This window comes from Chryseobacterium indoltheticum, assembly GCF_003815915.1.
GTDB lineage: Bacteria > Bacteroidota > Bacteroidia > Flavobacteriales > Weeksellaceae > Chryseobacterium > Chryseobacterium indoltheticum.
Genome location: NZ_CP033929.1, coordinates 2,154,014 through 2,172,625, shown reverse-complemented (window position 1 = coordinate 2,172,625; position 18,612 = coordinate 2,154,014). Strand labels below are relative to the sequence as shown.

Annotated in this window: 13 protein-coding genes; 2 read left to right on the top strand and 11 right to left on the bottom strand. The window is 35.0% G+C overall.

Features of this window, described 5'->3' with window-relative positions; genetic code table 11:
• Positions 1 to 330: 330 nt before the first annotated feature.
• From rhaT to EG358_RS10105, 9 genes are all read right to left on the bottom strand, one after another.
• Positions 331 to 1,419: an L-rhamnose/proton symporter RhaT gene (gene rhaT / locus EG358_RS10145; RefSeq protein WP_076559124.1), complete on the bottom strand. Its 1,089-nt coding sequence runs from the start codon at positions 1,417 to 1,419 to the stop codon at positions 331 to 333.
• A 312-nt stretch (positions 1,420 to 1,731) separates the two neighbouring features.
• Positions 1,732 to 2,892: a glycoside hydrolase family 88/105 protein gene (locus EG358_RS10140; protein WP_076559126.1), complete on the bottom strand. Its 1,161-nt coding sequence runs from the start codon at positions 2,890 to 2,892 to the stop codon at positions 1,732 to 1,734.
• Positions 2,893 to 2,907: 15 nt separating this feature from the next.
• Entirely contained in the window at positions 2,908 to 3,690 is a 783-nt protein-coding gene (locus EG358_RS10135; RefSeq protein WP_076559128.1) for a rhamnogalacturonan acetylesterase, read from the bottom strand.
• A 6-nt stretch (positions 3,691 to 3,696) separates the two neighbouring features.
• Positions 3,697 to 5,577: a rhamnogalacturonan lyase gene (locus EG358_RS10130; RefSeq protein WP_076559403.1), complete on the bottom strand. Its 1,881-nt coding sequence runs from the start codon at positions 5,575 to 5,577 to the stop codon at positions 3,697 to 3,699.
• Positions 5,578 to 5,861: 284 nt separating this feature from the next.
• On the bottom strand, positions 5,862 to 6,665 hold the full coding sequence (locus tag EG358_RS10125) for a hypothetical protein (protein WP_076559129.1): 804 nt from the start codon (positions 6,663 to 6,665) through the stop codon (positions 5,862 to 5,864).
• Between the two features lie 12 nt (positions 6,666 to 6,677).
• On the bottom strand, positions 6,678 to 9,455 hold the full coding sequence (locus EG358_RS10120) for a glycosyl hydrolase (protein WP_076559405.1): 2,778 nt from the start codon (positions 9,453 to 9,455) through the stop codon (positions 6,678 to 6,680).
• Positions 9,456 to 9,585: 130 nt separating this feature from the next.
• Positions 9,586 to 10,911, bottom strand: coding sequence for a rhamnogalacturonan acetylesterase (locus tag EG358_RS10115; protein WP_228421286.1), 1,326 nt, complete (start codon positions 10,909 to 10,911; stop codon positions 9,586 to 9,588).
• Positions 10,911 to 13,715, bottom strand: a complete 2,805-nt coding sequence (locus tag EG358_RS10110; RefSeq protein ID WP_228421287.1) for a glycoside hydrolase family 2 protein — start codon at positions 13,713 to 13,715, stop codon at positions 10,911 to 10,913. Before EG358_RS10110 ends, EG358_RS10115 begins: the two co-directional genes overlap by 1 nt.
• Positions 13,716 to 13,762: 47 nt before the next feature.
• On the bottom strand, positions 13,763 to 15,142 hold the full coding sequence (locus tag EG358_RS10105; RefSeq protein WP_083677006.1) for a rhamnogalacturonidase: 1,380 nt from the start codon (positions 15,140 to 15,142) through the stop codon (positions 13,763 to 13,765).
• Between the two features lie 263 nt (positions 15,143 to 15,405).
• On the opposite strand from EG358_RS10105, the gene EG358_RS10100 reads away from it, so the two are divergent.
• On the top strand, positions 15,406 to 15,855 hold the full coding sequence (locus EG358_RS10100; RefSeq protein ID WP_076559133.1) for a GNAT family N-acetyltransferase: 450 nt from the start codon (positions 15,406 to 15,408) through the stop codon (positions 15,853 to 15,855).
• Positions 15,856 to 15,969: 114 nt separating this feature from the next.
• Here EG358_RS10100 and EG358_RS10095 read toward each other — a convergent pair whose 3' ends face one another.
• A complete protein-coding gene (locus EG358_RS10095; RefSeq protein WP_076559135.1) occupies positions 15,970 to 16,533 on the bottom strand; it encodes a Crp/Fnr family transcriptional regulator in 564 nt (187 codons plus the stop codon).
• Positions 16,534 to 16,661: 128 nt separating this feature from the next.
• Between EG358_RS10095 and EG358_RS10090 the strand changes: the two genes are divergently transcribed.
• Complete coding sequence (locus tag EG358_RS10090; RefSeq protein WP_076559137.1) at positions 16,662 to 17,288, top strand: chloramphenicol acetyltransferase; 627 nt, start codon at positions 16,662 to 16,664, stop codon at positions 17,286 to 17,288.
• Positions 17,289 to 17,357: 69 nt separating this feature from the next.
• On the opposite strand, the gene EG358_RS10085 is transcribed toward EG358_RS10090, so the two are convergent.
• Positions 17,358 to 18,611 carry an efflux RND transporter periplasmic adaptor subunit gene (locus EG358_RS10085; RefSeq protein WP_076559139.1) on the bottom strand — a complete coding sequence of 418 codons (1,254 nt, stop codon included), beginning with the start codon at positions 18,609 to 18,611 and terminating at the stop codon, positions 17,358 to 17,360.
• Position 18,612: the final 1 nt, after the last annotated feature.

The window sequence follows — 18,612 nt, the reverse complement described above, 5'->3', positions numbered from 1 at the left end:
TAACTTTTATTTACATTATTATCACGTACCAAAGTACACAGTTACAGAAGTTCTGGCATCCTGCAATATCCTGCACCATAAAATTCATAATTTATCTTAATTTTTTAGATATATCAATTCAAATTTTCAAAATAATTAGTAATTCAATTATGTTAGATTTGATAAATAATTAAGTATAAAATAATATTATATTGACAATGCTCAAATTACAACCCCAAAATTATTTTATTATAAACATAAAAAGGCACCGAAACATATCAGTGCCAAATTGAGCTTTTAACTCTAACTATATGAATATGATAAAATAAAGTCTATAATGCAATACGTTTATTATCGTAATGAATTTCCGTATCCTACAATTAAAATTGAGATAAACATGACAATCATTCCCACGGAAATCGTGGTAATAGTTTTTTTGGAAACGCCTTTCCATTCTTTGATGATAACGCCCCACAAATTAGCAATCAAAATGATAAATGCCATGTGTAAGATCCATGAACTTGGACCATTCCCTAGTTTGCTCTCTCCCATCCCGTAAAAGAAAAACTGTAAAAACCACATCGTTCCTGCCAATGCACAGAAAATGATATTTTTTGCAACTGGTACATTTTTTTTGACGTAATCTGTATAGGATTTATTTTTAAATGAAAGATAAAGGCAACCAATAAGATTAGAAGCCATTCCGCCCCAAAGTACCACTACATAGGTCACATTATTCTGAAACAAAAACTCACCTTGTGAAGGATTTGCTATTTTCCAGGCTTCATTAGCAACATTTGCCATTGGTTTCCCAGCTTCTAATCCGAAATTAAAACAGGCACTTAAAACTCCTGAAATAATAGCAACAGTTAAACCTAAGCCAAATTTATATTCTGTTTTTACTTCTACACCGTGCGGATCTATTGAATCTGTTTTAAGCTCTTTATCTTTCATCACACCAGCTTTTCCGCTGATAATAATTCCGATAACGCATACAAAAAGCCCCAATAGAACCATCTGCCCCCATGAGTTTGAAAGCATTAAACCAATATTATCTTTTCCGTCTTGTGGAGAAAATTCATAAAAAATTGAAGGAACAAGCGAACCAATTACCATCGTTAACCCTAACATAATACTGCTTCCGAGAGCAACCCCTAAGTAGCGAACTCCCAAGCCATACATAAAGCCTCCAATTCCCCAAAGGGCACCGAATAAAAATGTAAGCCCTAAAATAGATGAACTTTCATTTTGTATAATATCCCAAAAATTAGGAATCGTTAGAAATGCTGCCAATGGCGGAACGATAATCCATGAGAAAGTACCACCTATCAACCAAAACGTTTCCCAAGACCAGCCTTTTACCTTTTTGTAAGGCAAATAGAAACTTCCTGAAGAAAATCCTCCTAAAAAATGAAATAAAATCCCTAATAATGCATTCATAATTTATCGTATTGGTTGAGTTTGAAAATTAACAAGATGTAATCGATTGCGCATCTTGTAGTGTCATGCTTAAACTTTTTGGAAAAATAAGATTTTTTCTAATGTTATGCATGTATTTTTCAATCTACTGTTTTATTGACAGTTATATTAATTTTTAGTTATTTTCACTTTAAAATATTTTACCAAAAATAACACTGAATCTTACTTTTCTTAACCTTTTAATAATTTAGAAGCATCATACAGTATTAAATCAACAAAAAAAGACTTAACAATTTTCATCATTAAGTCTTTCAATTTGGTTAAAAATGAAATTTATTTCAATTTATACACTTCGCTTCCTGCAAGCAGTAAGCAGCCTAAACCGTAGTCTTCAAAATCTGGTTCTTTACTTACAGAAAGCGGTTGACCGTCTTTTGGCTCTTTTCCCGTTCCTTGTACCCAACCCAAAAATCCATTAGGTTGTACAGAATCTTTTGCAATGGCATTCCAGGCTTTTACCAAAACCGGCAGATAAGTATCTCTGTCGATGAGGTTATTATTTATTCCATACGCCATTCCGTAAACGAATAAAGCCGTTCCGGTCATTTCTTTTCCTCCGAAATTGTTTGGATCGTGCAAACTCACATTCCAAAAACCGTCTTCTCTCTGAAGCGGAAGCAAAGCAGCCAACAAATCTTTATAGTCCTGCAAATATTCCTGATAATGAGGGTCAGATTTTGGCGTATCATCAAGTGTTTTTGCCAAAGCAGCCACTACCCACCCGTTTCCTCTACTCCAATAGCAATCTTCACCATTCGGTTCTTTGTAAGGTGGAACAAAACTTTTGTCACGCCACCAAATTTTGTCTACCGGATTGTACAGACCGTTTCCTCCATGCTTATATTTTGTGTAAGCATACATTTCGTAGTTTTTATCAAAGTATTTTTGTTCTCCTGTAATTCTGCCTAATTTCGTGAAAATCGGCATCGACATTTGAAGTGCATCAATCCACCACCAATCATCTACTTTTGGTGTTGCAATCATGCTGTCCATCGAGGCTTTTACATTTTTAATTCTTTCCGGATGTTTCTTTCCGTCGATTTCATACAAATCAATATAAGTTTGTCCGCAAGCCTGATGATCGGCATTTCGAGTATATGTTCCGCGCATCAGATCCCATTTGTGATTATTTGCCCAAGACATCGCATAATCATAATATTCTTTTTTCGGATCAACTTTGTATAAAGCAATCAATCCTTCATAATAAACAGCACGAGTCCAAAGATTACTTGGCCATACTTTTTTACCAACGATATCTTTTCCCGTATCGGGCCATTTGTTCATAAAATATTGATTGGCTCTTCTTGAAACATCCAAAACTTCTTTTTTATTCGGAAGTTCTACCTTACTTGCAGAAGTCTGTTTTTGTACTGAACAGGAAGTCATTCCTCCAATGATCAGCGCAAAAAAACTTGCTGTTAACAGTTTTTTCATAGTATATATTTATTTTTATTTTCTTTTTAAATAATTCTTGAGTTCACATTCCTTTAAATTCCGGACACCTTCCGCTACTAATTCTGCGTTCAAAGTTGCTCCCGCTTCATTCGTATGAGTATGGTCTTTCGGAAAATAACCTTTTACTTTTTCTTGTCCCATTTGCTCATATTTTTCAATCACCAGTTCATTTAAATCTATAAAGTAAGCTCCGGTTTGTTTCGCTACTTCCTGTGCCCAAATTCCATATTGATCTTTTTCTATTTTACCCTTTTCATTAAATTTATTTCTTGGAATAGGCGAAACAATAATCGGAATTGCTCCTTTTGCTTTTGCTTCACTGGCATATTTTCTCATATAATATCCGTATGTATAAACCGTTTCGTTTACTTTACGAATAGGATTATAAATATCTTTCGATTCATTTCCAATGCCTTTGATCGTACCTCTTGCTCTCAAAGTATCTGCCAATTCTCCACCATCGTTATGACCAAATTGCATTAACACATAATCTCCTTTTTTAATTGTTTTCATAATTGAATCCCATCGTCCTTCTGTGATAAAAGTTCTGCTGCTTCGTCCACCTTTTGCGTGATTCTGAATTTCGATTTTATCTGTATTAAAATATAAATTCATAAAACTTCCCCATCCCCAAAGTGAATCTGCACCTTTGCCTGAACCGTTTTGTACCGTAGAATCTCCGATAATGTAAAGAACAGGTTTCTCCTGAAGTTTTTGAAATGAAACTCCAATAAATACAACCAATAAGATAAGCGGAATAATGATTTTGATTTTCATAATTAATTATTGTTTAGGAGTTACCGTATAAATATTCGGTTTTGGCATTTCTTTAATCGATTCATCCAAATAATAATCGGTGTGTGGTGGCTGATTGTAACCCACATTTTGCCAGACGATACTCAAACGATACTGCGGGTTATGCATCAAAGTATATAATCTGTGTTTTGTTGGAATTGTTGTGCTGAAGATTCTCAATTCCTGATTGTCTGATGTTCTGTACATTACTTCTTCCCGCCAGTCTCCAAAAAGATCGGCAACCAAAGACGGATTCTTTTTAGTTCCATTATTCGATTCGCACTGAAAGCTTTTAGCATCGAAAATCACGTTTGATTGTTCTTTTTTCCAGTCCCATTTTGAAACGACAGTTCCATCTAAAATTTCGCTTAAAAAATCTCCATCCCAATAGATTCCCATATTGGCAGGCGGGTTTTTATTACTGATCTTTTTTCCTTTGGTATCATAAATACCCCTTAATCCTGCTCCTGCAGCCCAAGATTCTGAACCTTCGTAACGAGGGTCGATATTTAAAGACAAACCTCTTCCCGGTCCTTGAAATTTACCTGCTTTACTATAAACTGTCGAAGGTAATTTCCATAAGACTTTTCCGGTTTTCCCATCCCGAAAATGCGCTCCCGCATCATCAAACCTTTCCTGAATATCAAAAATTTCCAGTCCCGGATTACTTGGGTCTAAATCGCCAACGTGCAAAGCATCGCCGTGACCATAACCTGTGCTGTTCAGCACTTTTCCGTCGTCATCAACGGTCATTGCACCGTAAACAATTTCATCTTTTCCGTCGTTATCGACGTCTGCAATAGTTAAATTATGATTTCCTTGTCCTCGATATTGCTTATTTTCTTCTGAACTTTCAGTATCAAAAAGCCATCTTAAACTCAGTTTTTTATCTTTATAATCCCAAGCTGCAATAGCTGTTCGTGTGTAATATCCTCTCGACATAATGATACTCGGCGTTTTTCCATCGAGATAAGCGACTGCTCCTAAAAATCGGTCGATACGATTTCCTTTTGCATCGCCCCAGGTTTCCGTCATTTGCTCGGCGGTTGGATTTAAACTGCCTGCAAATCTTGGAACTTCGTAATTCACAGTATGAATTTCAGCTCCCGTTTGTCCGTCAAAAACCGTCAGAAATTCCGGTCCGGAAAGAATCATTCCGTTTTCATTCACATAATTTTTGGTCGGGTCACCTATGAATTTTCCTCTTCCGTCTTTGCTTCCGTCAGCTGTTTTCATTACGATTTCGGCTTTACCGTCCTGGTCTAAATCATACACTAAAAACTGGGTATAATGCGCACCTTCTCGTATGTTCTTCCCTAAATTAATCTCCCACAAAAGTTTACCATCCATTTTATAAGCCTGAATAATCGGTGGGTCTGTATCACCTTTTTGGCTATTATCTTTTGACCTTCCTGTTTGATGAAGGATAATTTCATATTTGCCATCGCCATCCAAATCGGCAACAGAAGCATCATTTGGAGTATATCCAACTGGTGTTTTTAATGGAATTGAAAAATATGGTTTCTGATTCGCTACATATTTTGCAGAATCAATATCTATCGTTTTATCCTGAGTATTTGATTGGACGAAATAGGTATAATTCTTTGTTTTGTCGGCAGTTTTATCTAGAAAATTAGTTTCGTTTGAAAGTGGTTTTTCGTTCAGTTTTTTGGTCGAATTGTTATCAACTCTATATAAATCAAAGTAAGTATTTTGAGCTTCAGTTCCGAGCAAACGCCAACTTACAAAAACTCCAGAATCTGCAGGTATAGCGACAATTCCTCTTTTCAGATATTCCATTTGTCTTTGTGCAGACAGAAGTTCTGAAAAAAGAATTGCACCTAAAATAAATTTGAATTTTATTTTCATAATTCTAATTTTATAAGTTTTGGCTAAAGCCGGATTTGAAAAACATTTTGCAAATGGGCTAAAGCCCATTCCTATTGATAATATTCGATATTATTTATTATTCTCGTTTTATCCTTGTCAAGGATTTTTTTCGCTGAATCACTCGCAGCCCGACTTGAGCGGAAATCCTTTTTTGCTTGGACTTTAAGTTCTATTTAATGGAAATCGTCTGCAAAAAAGATTGGGAGCGGAAGGCGGATAAAGCTGCCCAAATTAATCAAATTCAATCGATTGCACTTCTGTTTTTATTTTTTTGAAGTTTGCTTCAGCAGCCACTTTACCCATTCTTCAGTTCCCTGATAATTGGTAAAATCTGCGGGTAATTTTTTACCGTCGATATATTCGTTGTAACACCAAGGATCGCCTAATGCGAAAACCGTCCCTTTGCCGAATTTTGCAATAGCTCCGATATTTTTCCCTCCTGCTGACAACAATTCTTTGGCTGGATTTTTCACAGAAATCGTTGCCACTTCTTTCATATATAATTTTTGCTCAGAAAAAATTTCATTTCCTTCAGGAACCATCACTTTTCCCTGTTCAAATTCTCTTTTCTGAACCCGGTTGTAACTGTCATTATTGAAATGAATTCCGAATTCTCCAGCTAATTTGTTGAAATGTTCAAATTCAGAATTACCGTTGTCGTTGCTCATCAATACCAAAACGCCTCCTTTTTTAACCCAGTCCGTCAAATTTTTGATGCTTGTTGGGTTTATCAGATTGGCCTTTCCGCCGTACGCTTCTTTGTCAATATCTGCATCAACGATGATGTAAATATTGGCATTTTTCAAATCTTTTTTGGTTGGTGCAGTTGTCAAAGTACTGATTTCTGCGCCTTGTTTTTGAAAAATTTCTCCCAACAAAGAAAATCCGCCATTGGTCGTGTCGTTCCACGTGTAATGCCAAGATTCTAATTCTTTGGTTTCTTTATTTTCTCTTTTTTCGTTGTTGAAAAAATTATCTAAAACTACTTTGGGTTTCTGCTGAGCATTAGAAAAACTGAATGTCAGCAAAGTTCCTAATGCGAATGTTTTTAATATTTTGTTATTCATTTATTTTAAAATTTATTTTGAATAATGGATTGGAATTAATTGAATCTCGCCATCCAAACCGGAAGGTTGTACTTTCCAATTGGATGCGTCGAATGGTTTATAATCGATATTTACAAAATTGATTTCGTGATAATTTCTCCACTGAATTTTATTTTCATCCATATATTTAATTCGATTCGCCATCAGATTACAGACTTCGATTTGAATGGTATTATTACCTTTCTTTAAATATTTTCCGATGTTGATTTCAAACGGAATGCTCCACACAATTCCTGCATCCTGACCGTTAACGATTACTTTTGCACTTTCGTACAGCTTATCAAATTTCAGAACAAAATCATCTGCTTTGTTTTTCTTTAATTTAAATGAAGTCGTATACACTCCTGTTCCTGAAAAACTCTGCGTTGATGAATCTTCTGTAAAATTCGTCCAAGGTTGAAGCTTGTCTAAAGTTTTGGATTTTGGAAGTTCAGGACCGCCTTCTTTGAAAGTCAGTTTCCAAGGTTGATTTAAAACAATCGGAGTATCTGTTTTTTCAATATATTTCCATTTTGGAATTGTAATATCTGTATTTTCAGAAGCTTGTATAATTAAAGATTCACCAGATTTTAGTTGAATTCTAACCGAATTATTCTGTATTTCACCAATTCCAAAATTTCCATTTTCAGGATTCATCAAAGCCACCTGTTTTCCTGAATAATTTAAAGGAACAAATTCATTTATTTCTTTTGAAGTATGATTGACGATGTAATAATATTTTCCGCCATCAAACTGTCTTCTTACAAATTTCAATCCGGTGTCGGTCAGTTTTTCTCTTTCAATTTTTAAATATTCTAAAGCTTTCGCAACATCTGAACTTAAAATAATTTTACCTTTTCCGAAGCTTGCCATTTTCAAATTTCCGGTTTGGTTTTGAAACGGAATTTGATTCCAAAGAGATTTTAACTGAGTTCTTCTCTTTTCCACCTCAAAATTTCCTGGAATATCTTTCGGTTCGTTTTGAAAAATAATTGAAGCTCCGTTTTGAGCCAATTCCAAAATATTTTTCAACGTAGATTCAGGCAAATAAGTCAATTCCGGAATAACTAAAACCTTGTAAGAACCACCATTTTTGGTAACCTGAATATTCTGATTTTCCAACTTCGATTCGCTAATCATTTTATCAGAAACCATATCAATCGAATACCCAATTTTGCTTAATTCCGTCAGGTTTTTGTACATCACTGTTGGCTGCAACCACTTTTCAACATTATGAACTTTGAATGTCACATCTTTCCCTTTCGGACTCGCCCATTGGTCATAAATTGGCCAATACATCAACAGTTCATTATCCGGTTTTCCGCTTTGCAAAACACTTTGAGTTCTTTCAATATAAGAATTAAGACCCTTCAAATGAGGCCATAAACTATTCTCCGGAACAAAATTGGTTGAAGCATAAAACAACCAGCCCGGAAACTGAACATCTGAAGGTGTATACGTTGTTCCGTGGTAAAAAATATGATTGATTCCAGATAAAAAAATCTGCTCTGCTTCGGGTTTTACCTGTGACCACGAAGTTTTAAAATGTTCCGTCAACCACGTAAAAGACTCATTAGAAATCAAAAGTTTTCCAGTAACATTTGCAGCCGAAGATGCAAATTTCAGCATATTAATATCAGGAATTTCCTTTGTATTAATATCTTCCACATTTCTTCTCAACCCTGTAATATCGAATTTTGTACTTCCAAAAGTTTCAGATTCGGGAATATCAACTGCAGCGTACAAATCCAATAAATTTCCCGGCGAACCGTGTGCCTGATTGGTGTTTTTAGAATTTTTGGAATGTGCCCAATTGGTGAAATCTTTGGTAAAATTGTTTAAAATCAGTTCACTCATCGTTTCTCTGTAATCTGATTTTATTCTTGCTGCGATTTCGTTTTCCTCATTGCCCACTAAATATTTGATGTACGGGCTTACATCGTATCCTCGTCTCTTTTTAAATTCATCTTTAAAATCCGGCGTCCAATCAGCGTTGTAAACTTCGTAACTGTCATTGAAAAAAGAACGGATTCCGTAGTTGGAATTTCCAAAAGCTTTGTCAAAGGTCTTCAAATAATCTTTAGTTGCTTCCGGTGAAAAATGGTCTAAAGTATAACCATCTCCTCCCGGAGCTGCACGTTTTACTTTTTGAAGCGTTTTTCCAACAAAAACTGCATAAACAGTCCATTTACCAGAATTAGGTTTCCAATCTAAAATACCATCACTATTCACTTTATCAGTCAAAACAACAGCTTCGTTTTTCTCATTATAAGCCGTTACAATATCTAATTTAACCGTCTTTAAATTCTTTTGTTTTTCATCTTTTAAAACAATCTTTTCCGAAAATTTTTCACCTGGAGCAATCGTGTAAGTCTGAACAATCATTTTCGTCGCAGCATCCTGTTCGTCAACTTGCGGTCCACCAATTGGCCAACCTGTTCCAACCGACATATCGACACCCATATTCAGGCTTTTTGCTTTGTTGGTCGTGAATTGAAGCATTTTCATCCATTCCGGAGAAAGATAATTGATATATTTATTTTCAAATCCTTTTGCACCATAAATCGGGACGATTTCTACACCTCCAAAACCAGCTTGGGAAAGTGTCGTCAATTGTTTATCTAACCCTTTTTCATCAACAGCACTTCCCATCCACCACCAACGTGTCCAAGGTTTGGCAGTCTCAGTAGTTTTTGGCCACGGATTTTGTGCGGAAAGATTTCCGAACGCAAAACAGATAACGCTGAGTTTTATGATATTTTTAATTTTCATTATTAAATCTTTACTTTTAACGTTTGTCATTTAGAGGAACGAGAAATCTGTTTACAAATAGATTCTTCACTTCACTCCACTTCGTTTCATTCAGAATGACAAACTGCTTATTATTACTCAGAGAATTTTTTCAATTTCCATCGGGTTTTAAAGTTTCCATAAAGATACTTTCCGGCCAATGGAATTTTTCAACATCATCAGGTTTATTGGGGTTAAAATTTTTATAACTTTTTGAAATATATTTCTTCAAATGCAAATTTTCATCAACAATAGATTTTACTACACACTTCGCCAATTCGTATGCTCCATATGTATTGAAATGCGTATCGTCTGCCAAAGCTGTTGGCTGATTGGAATAAGAATTTGCAGGATAATAGACAAATGCTTTCTTTGCAGCTTCCGGACCCATTGCTTCAAATAAGGTTTTACTCAACGCATTCAAATCAATTAAATATACATTTTCCTCTTTCGCAATTTCACGCATTGCATCAGGAAAGTCATCCAAAGTATTGATAATTTTATTATTTTCATCAAAAACTCTTCGGTTCATCGAAGTAACTAAAACAGGAATTGCACCCAGTTGTTTTGCTTTCAGAATCCATTCTTTTACCCTTTTTCTATAACCGGATTTCGTACTGTTTCCGTATTTCTGGTCGTTGTGCCCAAACTGGATGAACAGGTAATCTCCTGATTTTATTTTATTCCAGATTTTATCGATTCGGTGGCGGTCTTCAAAGGCTTTTAAAGTTTCTCCGCTTTCGGCATAATTCGCAATAACGACTTCATTCGGAACGAAAAAATACGGCAACATTTGCCCCCAAGACGCCCAAGGCTCATATTGCGCGTCGACAACTGTAGAATCACCCGTTATAAATATCGTTTTAGCACTTTTGTTGGGTTGGACGATTACCGAACAGACTTTCGGAGCTTTGTCGTTGAATTCAATCGTCAACAAATTGTCCCAATGTAAATATTTTCTTTCTCTCGGTTTTAACTTTACAATCCCAATCTGAGTTCCTTCCTGATTTCGAATTATACTGTCTTTTACGTGAACTGTAATTTGTTTTTCAACAATTTCACCTTTCTTTGTTTTGACATCATTCAGCATCAGTCGACGGTTTTCCACTCGGACGGTTGTTTCAGAATTTCCTTTTGAATCGCCTAGTTTTAATTGAATATCATAATTGCCTTCAGGAATCGCAACTGAAAAATAAAACGGTTTATCGCTCGTAATAAAATCTCCTGTCAAAGCATTCCCTCCATTATCCACAGATTTCAGACCGGAAATATCCATAAATCCGTAACCGATTTTTTTGTCAAATTTTGAATTTGAACTAATGGGAATAAAACCGTTTTCAATTCTGTTTCCACCAAAATCAAACTTAAAAGTTGTCTGTTGTGCTAACAAAAACGAACCTAAGAAAAGCGTTAAAAATTTCATCCAATTCTTCATCATTAATCTGTTAAAATATTTTCTTTTGGCATTATAAACTGCTTATTTTCATCACCTAAATCCGGCAAACCGAAATAGAAATACAATGTTCTTTTAAACGTTCCATTCAGATGATTTGGTTCACTTTCGGATCCTAAAGTTGCTGTATCATTGTTAATATTGAACGCCAAAACAGTTCCCAATGGCGGAATCGCATCTAAAAATGAAATATTACCCGTTGGAAGTTTCGGATAACCTTCAGCACCATAAATTCCGTAGAAATCAAAAAGCCTAACGAACATTTTTTCTTCTTTAGTTCCAACAGTGATTTTCCCTTCTGCTGTATTCAATTGCATCCAAGAAATATCATCGAAATAACCTTTAAATTCGGGATAAATCCAAGGCGAAAAACCAGTTCGGGTTGAGTTTCGTAGATTTTGCCAAACATTATAAGTTTGTCCTTGAGTTCTGTTTTTCCAAACGTGATACGGACCTTTGCCTAACCATTTTGCGCTGATTACATAATTTTCAGGATAATCAAAACTTACGCCTGCAAACTGGTAATCTCCTGAAAGCGAATATTCATAATTTAATTCTAAAATTCCATTTTGATTCAGCTTCCAGACTGCTTTTTTTCCGTCTTTGTAGGAAATCTGAATGACTTGATTTTTACCTTCTGCAAAAGATTTAATGGATGATAATTCTGTTTTTCCATTCACGAAAACAGGTCCGTTTCGGAAAGTTATTTTTTTTCCTTTTTTATCTAAAATAACTGACTTTAGCAATCCGTCTTTTTTGCCAAACGAGAATTCTTTTTCTTCTGATTTTAAAATAAATAATGAATCATTTTCTGAAAATAAAACTGGAAATTCTTTGATTAAAGATTTTGAAAATTGTTTTGAAATTTCATCATTAGATTTAATTTTCCAAGTCCAGGTGTAAATTTCTTTACCAAAAGAATCGGTTGCGGTTAATAATAAACCTTCACTTTCTTTCCAGTTGGTTGGAAGATTTAAACTGATTTGCCCTTTTTCAACTGGCTTGATATTCGGAGATTCTGCTTTTCCTTTTTGGATCACATCAAATCCTGATTCTGACGAAAAAGGTGTTTTGAATTTGACCAATTTCCATTCAAACTGACATTCATTTAGATTGGCAAAATGATAACGATTTTCCACGGGAATGATTCCATTAAAATCATTCGGCAATGTTTTAAAATCAATTTTTACCGGACTGTAAATTTCCCGAATCGCATAAAAACTCCCCTCTTTTTCACGATGTGGTCCGACCACTCCATCCGGAGCGTTGATGGCATTCACATCGATTTGATTATTAAAATCGGTTCTTACCAAACCTTCATCTGCAAACGCCCAAAGAAAACCGCCTGCTCCTTTTTTGGAGTTCCAGTGAAGTTCCCAATAATCGGCTAAAGAAGTTCCTCCGCCGCCGTCATCCTGCGCGTGAAGAAACTCGGTCGGCATATAAATATTTTCGCCTTCAAGGATTTTTTTTGTGCTGTAATAATCTTCGTAATGATTGCAGTCAATTCCATTGAAAGCATTTCCAGGTTTGTGATGCGCGTGAATGACAGGACGGTTTGATAAATCGTATTTTGCATATTCTGCATCCAAATCAAAATTATGTCCGCCCTCATTTCCGTTGCTCCAGAAAATAATGGAAGGATGATTGGTATCTCTTGTAACCATTTCTCTCACAAGCTTTTTCCCAACTTCGGTACTATATTTTTTTTGCCAACCCGCCAATTCATCCAAAACGTATAAACCTAAAGAATCACAAATCTGCAAAAACGATTTATTGGGTGGATAATGCGAATAACGAACGGCATTCATATTCATTTCTTTGATGAGCTGAACGTCCATCAAATCGATGTTTTTGTTGACTGCCCTTCCGGTTTCAGGCCACCAAACGTGACGGTTGATGCCTTTCATTTTGATTTTGGTCCCGTTGATGTAAATTCCGTCGCCTTTTCGGATTTCAATTGTACGGAAACCGAATTTTTCTTCGCTTTGGAAGATATTTTTTCTGTTTTTATTTAAACTGAATTTTGCTTTGTATAAATTCGGCGTTTCTGCTGTCCAAAGTTTAGGATTTTTAACGGAGAATTGAATCTGTTTTAAAGTGTCTCCTTTTTGAATGGTCATCTGAGATTCAGTAATAAGAATGTTTTTAGCATCAAAGATTTCGACCTTTAAATTATTAACCGATTGGATTCCTTGTAAATAAATATTTGAACGAAAAGTTCCGTCTGCTTTGGCATCAATCGAGGTTGATGTAATGTGTTCTTTCGAATTTGCTTCCAGATAAACTGGTCTAAAAATCCCTCCCAAAACCCAATAATCAGCCAATCGTTCTGCATTGTTAACCGATTTATCAGCAGACATTTTCGAAACTTTGACTTCAAGAATATTTTCTTTTCCGAAATTTAATTTGTCAGAAATATCATATTTAAATTCATAAAAAGCACCTTGGTGAGTTTCTCCGGCTAATTTACCATTGATTTTTACTTCGGTATCGGTCATCGAACCTTCGAAAACGATATTGACTGATTTTCCTTTCCAGGAATTTGGAACTGAAAATTGGTGTTTATACAAACCAACTTCGTCATTGAATTTAAAGTTTTTGCCATAGGTGACATAATCTCGTCCGTAATTGTACGAGCCAAATCCCTGCTGTTCCCATTGTGAAGGAACTTGGATTTTGTTCCAGTTTCCTGATTTTCTTCCACCATTTATCCAAAAATTCCATTCTTTCGTATGCTCAGAATCTGTCCCGCTCAGGAATTGAATTTCCTTAGATTGAGAATGCAACAATTGAGAGCATAAACATAATAGAACGAATATTTTGGAAAAACATCTCATTTTGCGGCAATATCGGAATCGTCTTTTTTATCGTAAGATTGAGTGAGAGAAGCAACCTGAGTTACATTAATATTTTTTTGTTTTAAATTCTGAATGTTATTCAGGTTTTGCATTTCAGGTTTTAAAGCCTTTATTTTAAAGTTTTCAAATGTGAAATCCTTCACATCGAATAAATCTGATTTTTCAATAGAAAACGCAGTTCCGCAACTGATGTCGATATTTTTTATTGTGATATTGTTGGCTAATCCTTTTTTAGGTCTTTCTTCACCTTTTAAATCAAAAAACTGGTTCCAGCCTTTTACATATAAAAAAGTTTTTACGTTTCCTGTGATATTTTCAACCGTAAGATATTCGTAATGTTGTGGCGTGTCGGGACGCATTTTCAGGTGTAATAATCTTGAAGCATCTTTCACTTTAGAATTACGCAAAATCACGTTATAATTATGAATCGATTCGCTTCCGCAAGTTAAAACACTGTGGCAAAATCCGAAACTGTTGTCTTCGATAAGGATGTTTCTGTTTTCGCCGTTGTTCGGGTCTTTATCGGACTTCGGACCTTTTCCGCCTTTCAATGCAATCGCATCGTCGTTGACCGACATATAACAATTTTTAATTAAAAAATTAGTACAGGCATCAATGTCAACAGCATCTGTACTTGGTGCTTTTACAGGTTCTTTCGGAGCTAATATCGTCAGATTTAATAATTTCACAAAATCACTTTTGTAATAATGCGTGCTCCAGAAAGGTGAATTTTTAATGGTGATTCCTTCAACCTGTACATTTTTAGAATTTGAAACATAAAGAATTCTAGGTCTCATTTCATCCATATTGGTACATTTAGGATTCCATTCGCGTCTTTTCCAGAATGATTTCCAGAAACGAAGTCCGTTTCCGTCTAATGTTCCTTTACCAGAAATCGTAAAGCCGTCTAATCCGTCTGCGTTAATTAAAGCCGGAAAATATTTTACCGTTTGTCCTTCCATTCTTGTGGTTACTACTGGAAAGTCATTGATGTCATCGCTTCCTTTTAATTTCGCTCCATTTTCTAAATGTAAATGAGTTCCCTGCTTAAAGAAAACTGAACTAAGCAGGAAAGTTCCTTTCGGAACCACCACAACGCCACCACCATTTTTAGCAGCCAAATCGATAATTGCCTGAATCTGCTTGGTCTGAAGAATTGTACTGTCATTCTTCACTCCATTTTCTGTGAGGATATATTTTTTGCCTAATTTATTGATGTCTGTAGGTTTATTTTCTTTAAACCATTTTGGAATCGTCGTTCCGTCAGGGAATTTATCCTGACTTTTGAAACCTGAAGAAGATAGAACGAGAATTAAAAGAGACCAAAGGAAATTAGATGTATTTCGATATTTCATAACTTATTATATTGCTGTATGTCTTGATTTTTATGAATAATTGATTATAAAACACAAAAATCAGTAAAATAACTTTCATTATTTAAAGAAAATTATTCTTTCATTTCATTTTCATAAAAATATACATTCCGCTACTTTACAGCATCCTGCTCTTTCATGTGGGAAATTTTAAGATACTTTTGACTTTAATAAAATTTTCAAATTCAACGGATTTTCATTAAGTTTACCTTTCTTGTATTAAATGAAGTTGAAAATTAATAATCATGAAAGTAATATCAGTAAGACAAAATCCCGAATATAAAGAAAAAGCAATTGAATTTTTCCAGAAAAGCTGGTCTGAAATTTCGCCAATTATTTATGAAGACTGTATATCGAACAGTATTGCTGCAGAGCAATCTTTACCTCAGTGGTATTTATTGGAAAAAGATGAAGAAATTATCGGTTGCGCAGGATTAATTACCAATGATTTTATCAGCAGAATGGATTTGTATCCGTGGCTTTGTGCCCTATTTATCAATGAAGATTACAGAGGAAATCATTACAGTGAACTTTTGATTAATAAAGCTAAAGAAGACACCAAAGATTCAGGATTTAAATATCTGAATTTATGTACCGATCACATTGGATTTTACGAAAAATATGGTTTCAAATATATCGGACAAGGGTATCATCCTTGGGAGGAAGAATCCAGAATTTATCAGATTGAACTTTAAATATTTTTATGCTTATTGAATACAGAAGCCTTTTACCAGACGAAAGTAAAGAGTACCGAAGATATTTTAATGAAGTACCGCGGTTTCTAAATCAATACTAATCTTAGGAATTACTCAGCCAAATTTCTTCAAACTTCTGTTCAGGCTTCGTACCGAAATTCCTAAATAAGCAGCCAAATCTTCTTTGGAAAGCTGAATATCCTGTTTTGACTGAAGTTCCAAAAGTTTTCGCAAACTGTGCTCAACTGTGTAGAGCTGCTGAAAAGATGCCCGCTTTGAAGTATTCACAATGCGCTCTGCAAAAGCATCGACGAGTAAAGCATTGAGTTCTAAATTATTTTTTAAAAGTTTGCGAAAATAAGGAACCGACAATGCATACGCCGAAACATTGGTCATCGCTTCGATATTGCATAAACACGGAATATTTCTAATGCATTCGATTTCACCAAGAATTTCGCCTTTTCCTAAAAATTCGAGAATAAATTCTTTATCATTTTCTTCACTGAAATAGCATTTCACAATCCCTTCTTTCATCAGCATGACTTTGGATGATTTGTCATTCTGCATGAAAAGCTTTTGTCCTTTTGTGAACTGTTTCAAAATCACATCTTCTTTTCGTTGCTGCTTCTCGTAAAGTTTTGTAATAAAATCTAAAAACGTCTGGTTTGTGCGTAACATATTTTTAATCAGGACAAATGTCCTTTCGGGATTTTTTATATAGGTTGAAATTTGCGGTAGAAAAATACACAATACTGTTGAAAAATAAAATAGTAATCTTACTCGATTTATATAAAATTTAATAAAATATGAAACAACTCATTAAGCTAGATGATTGGAAAAGAAAAGAACATTTTCAGTTTTTCTCAAAATTTGAAGAACCTTTTTTTGGTGTAACCATCAATATAGACTGTACTTTAGCCTATCAACAAGCGAAAGAAAAAGGCAACTCTTTTTTTCTTTATTACCTGTACAGAGCTTTAAAAGCAGCAAACAAAATAGAAAACTTCCGCTATAGAATTATTGATAAAGAAGTCTATTTGTTTGACCAAATCAATGCTTCTGCAACCATCAACAGACCCGATGAAACATTTGGTTTTTCTTATATGGATTATGATAAAAATGAAGAATTATTTTACCAAAATGCAAAAGAAGAAATTGCAAGAGTACAGCAATCTAAAGGTTTAATTCCTGCAGGTTCGGGAGAAAATGTTATTCATTTTTCGGCTGTTCCGTGGCTAGATTTCAATTCACTTTCTCACGCAAGAAGTTTTACATTTCCGGACAGTTGTCCCAAAATTTCATTTGGTAAAATCACTGAAAATAATGGTAAAAAATTAATGTCTGTTTCCATTCATGCGCATCACGGATTGATGGATGGTTTTCATATCGGATTGTTTGCTGAAAAGTTTCAGGAATTGATGAATGAGAATTAAATAAAATAAAATAACGTCTACAGATTTTGTAGACGTTATTTTAACATTAAAATTATAGTTTAGCGAAAATCAGTGCCCGTGTTCGCCAGAATTTGATAATTTAGCATTCACAAAAAAAGCACCTTTTGTAACCACCGATGCATCGGCAGGAATTTCATTAACGCTCGTAATTGCGGTATATCCCATATCTGAAGAACCTTTTACAATCTCTATTTTTTCAAAATTGACTGTCTTAGATTCTTTTCCGTGTTCTTGCTTTTCATCTGCGTGTTCACCTTTTTCTTCAGTATGTTCTTCAGGTTTTTTATTTGTTTTTATAAAAATATAATATTTGCTGTCTGCTTCTACAATGGCTTCATTCGGAACTGCCGGTGTCGTGCTTTTATCAAGACTTACAATTCCGGTGATATTCATCCCGTCGATTAATCCTTCTTTATTTCCTGTGACAGAACAGTGTACAGAAATGGTTTTGCTTTCGTTTTCAAAAGATGAACCGATGCTGTAGATCTTTGCATCGTACTCAATTTCCGGGTTGTTGGTCAGTTTAAAATGTACGATCTGCCCGACTTTCATTTTAGGAAGATCTTTTTCAAAAACCTGTAGATCAAGATGTAACGAACCATTATCAATCACATCGGCAACGGGGGACGAGATATCAACGTAACTTCCTATCTGTGCAGAAATATTACTCACCGTTCCGCTGATTGGCGATGTGATAACCAAACCAGATCGCAAATTACCATTATTAACCGTTGCAGGGTTGATTCCCATAATCTGAAGCTGTCTTTGTAAAGATGATCTTTGCGTTCGCAAAGTTTTTAGTTCTGCATCAGAGCTTTGCAGATTTTTCTTTGCACCGGCATCGTTATCAAACAATTCTTTTTGTCTTCTGTATTCCTGTTCTGCAAACGCAATTCTGCTTTTCACAGTAAGATATTGCTCTTGTAACTGTATATATTCAGGATTGCTTATGGATGCGATCACCTGACCTTTTCTTACAAAATCCCCGATTTGCACATTCAGCGTCTTAATAATTCCACCATACATTGAAGTTATAGTGGCTTTATTATTATTTGGAACCCGCAGTGCACCGTTAGCTTTAATCGTAGAAGTCAGCTCTTTCATTTCGATTTTTCCTAAGGTAACACCTACGCTTTTTATTTGTTCATCGGTAAGACTGGCAATGCTTTGTGGAGCTTCATCATCGTGTTCTTCGGTTTTTTCGGTTTTAATTTCGCCCTCAGATTCCTTTGTGGAAGCTTCTTTCCCGCAGCTTACAAGAAAAATAAAGGTGAGAGCCGTATAGATGATATTTCTTTTCATT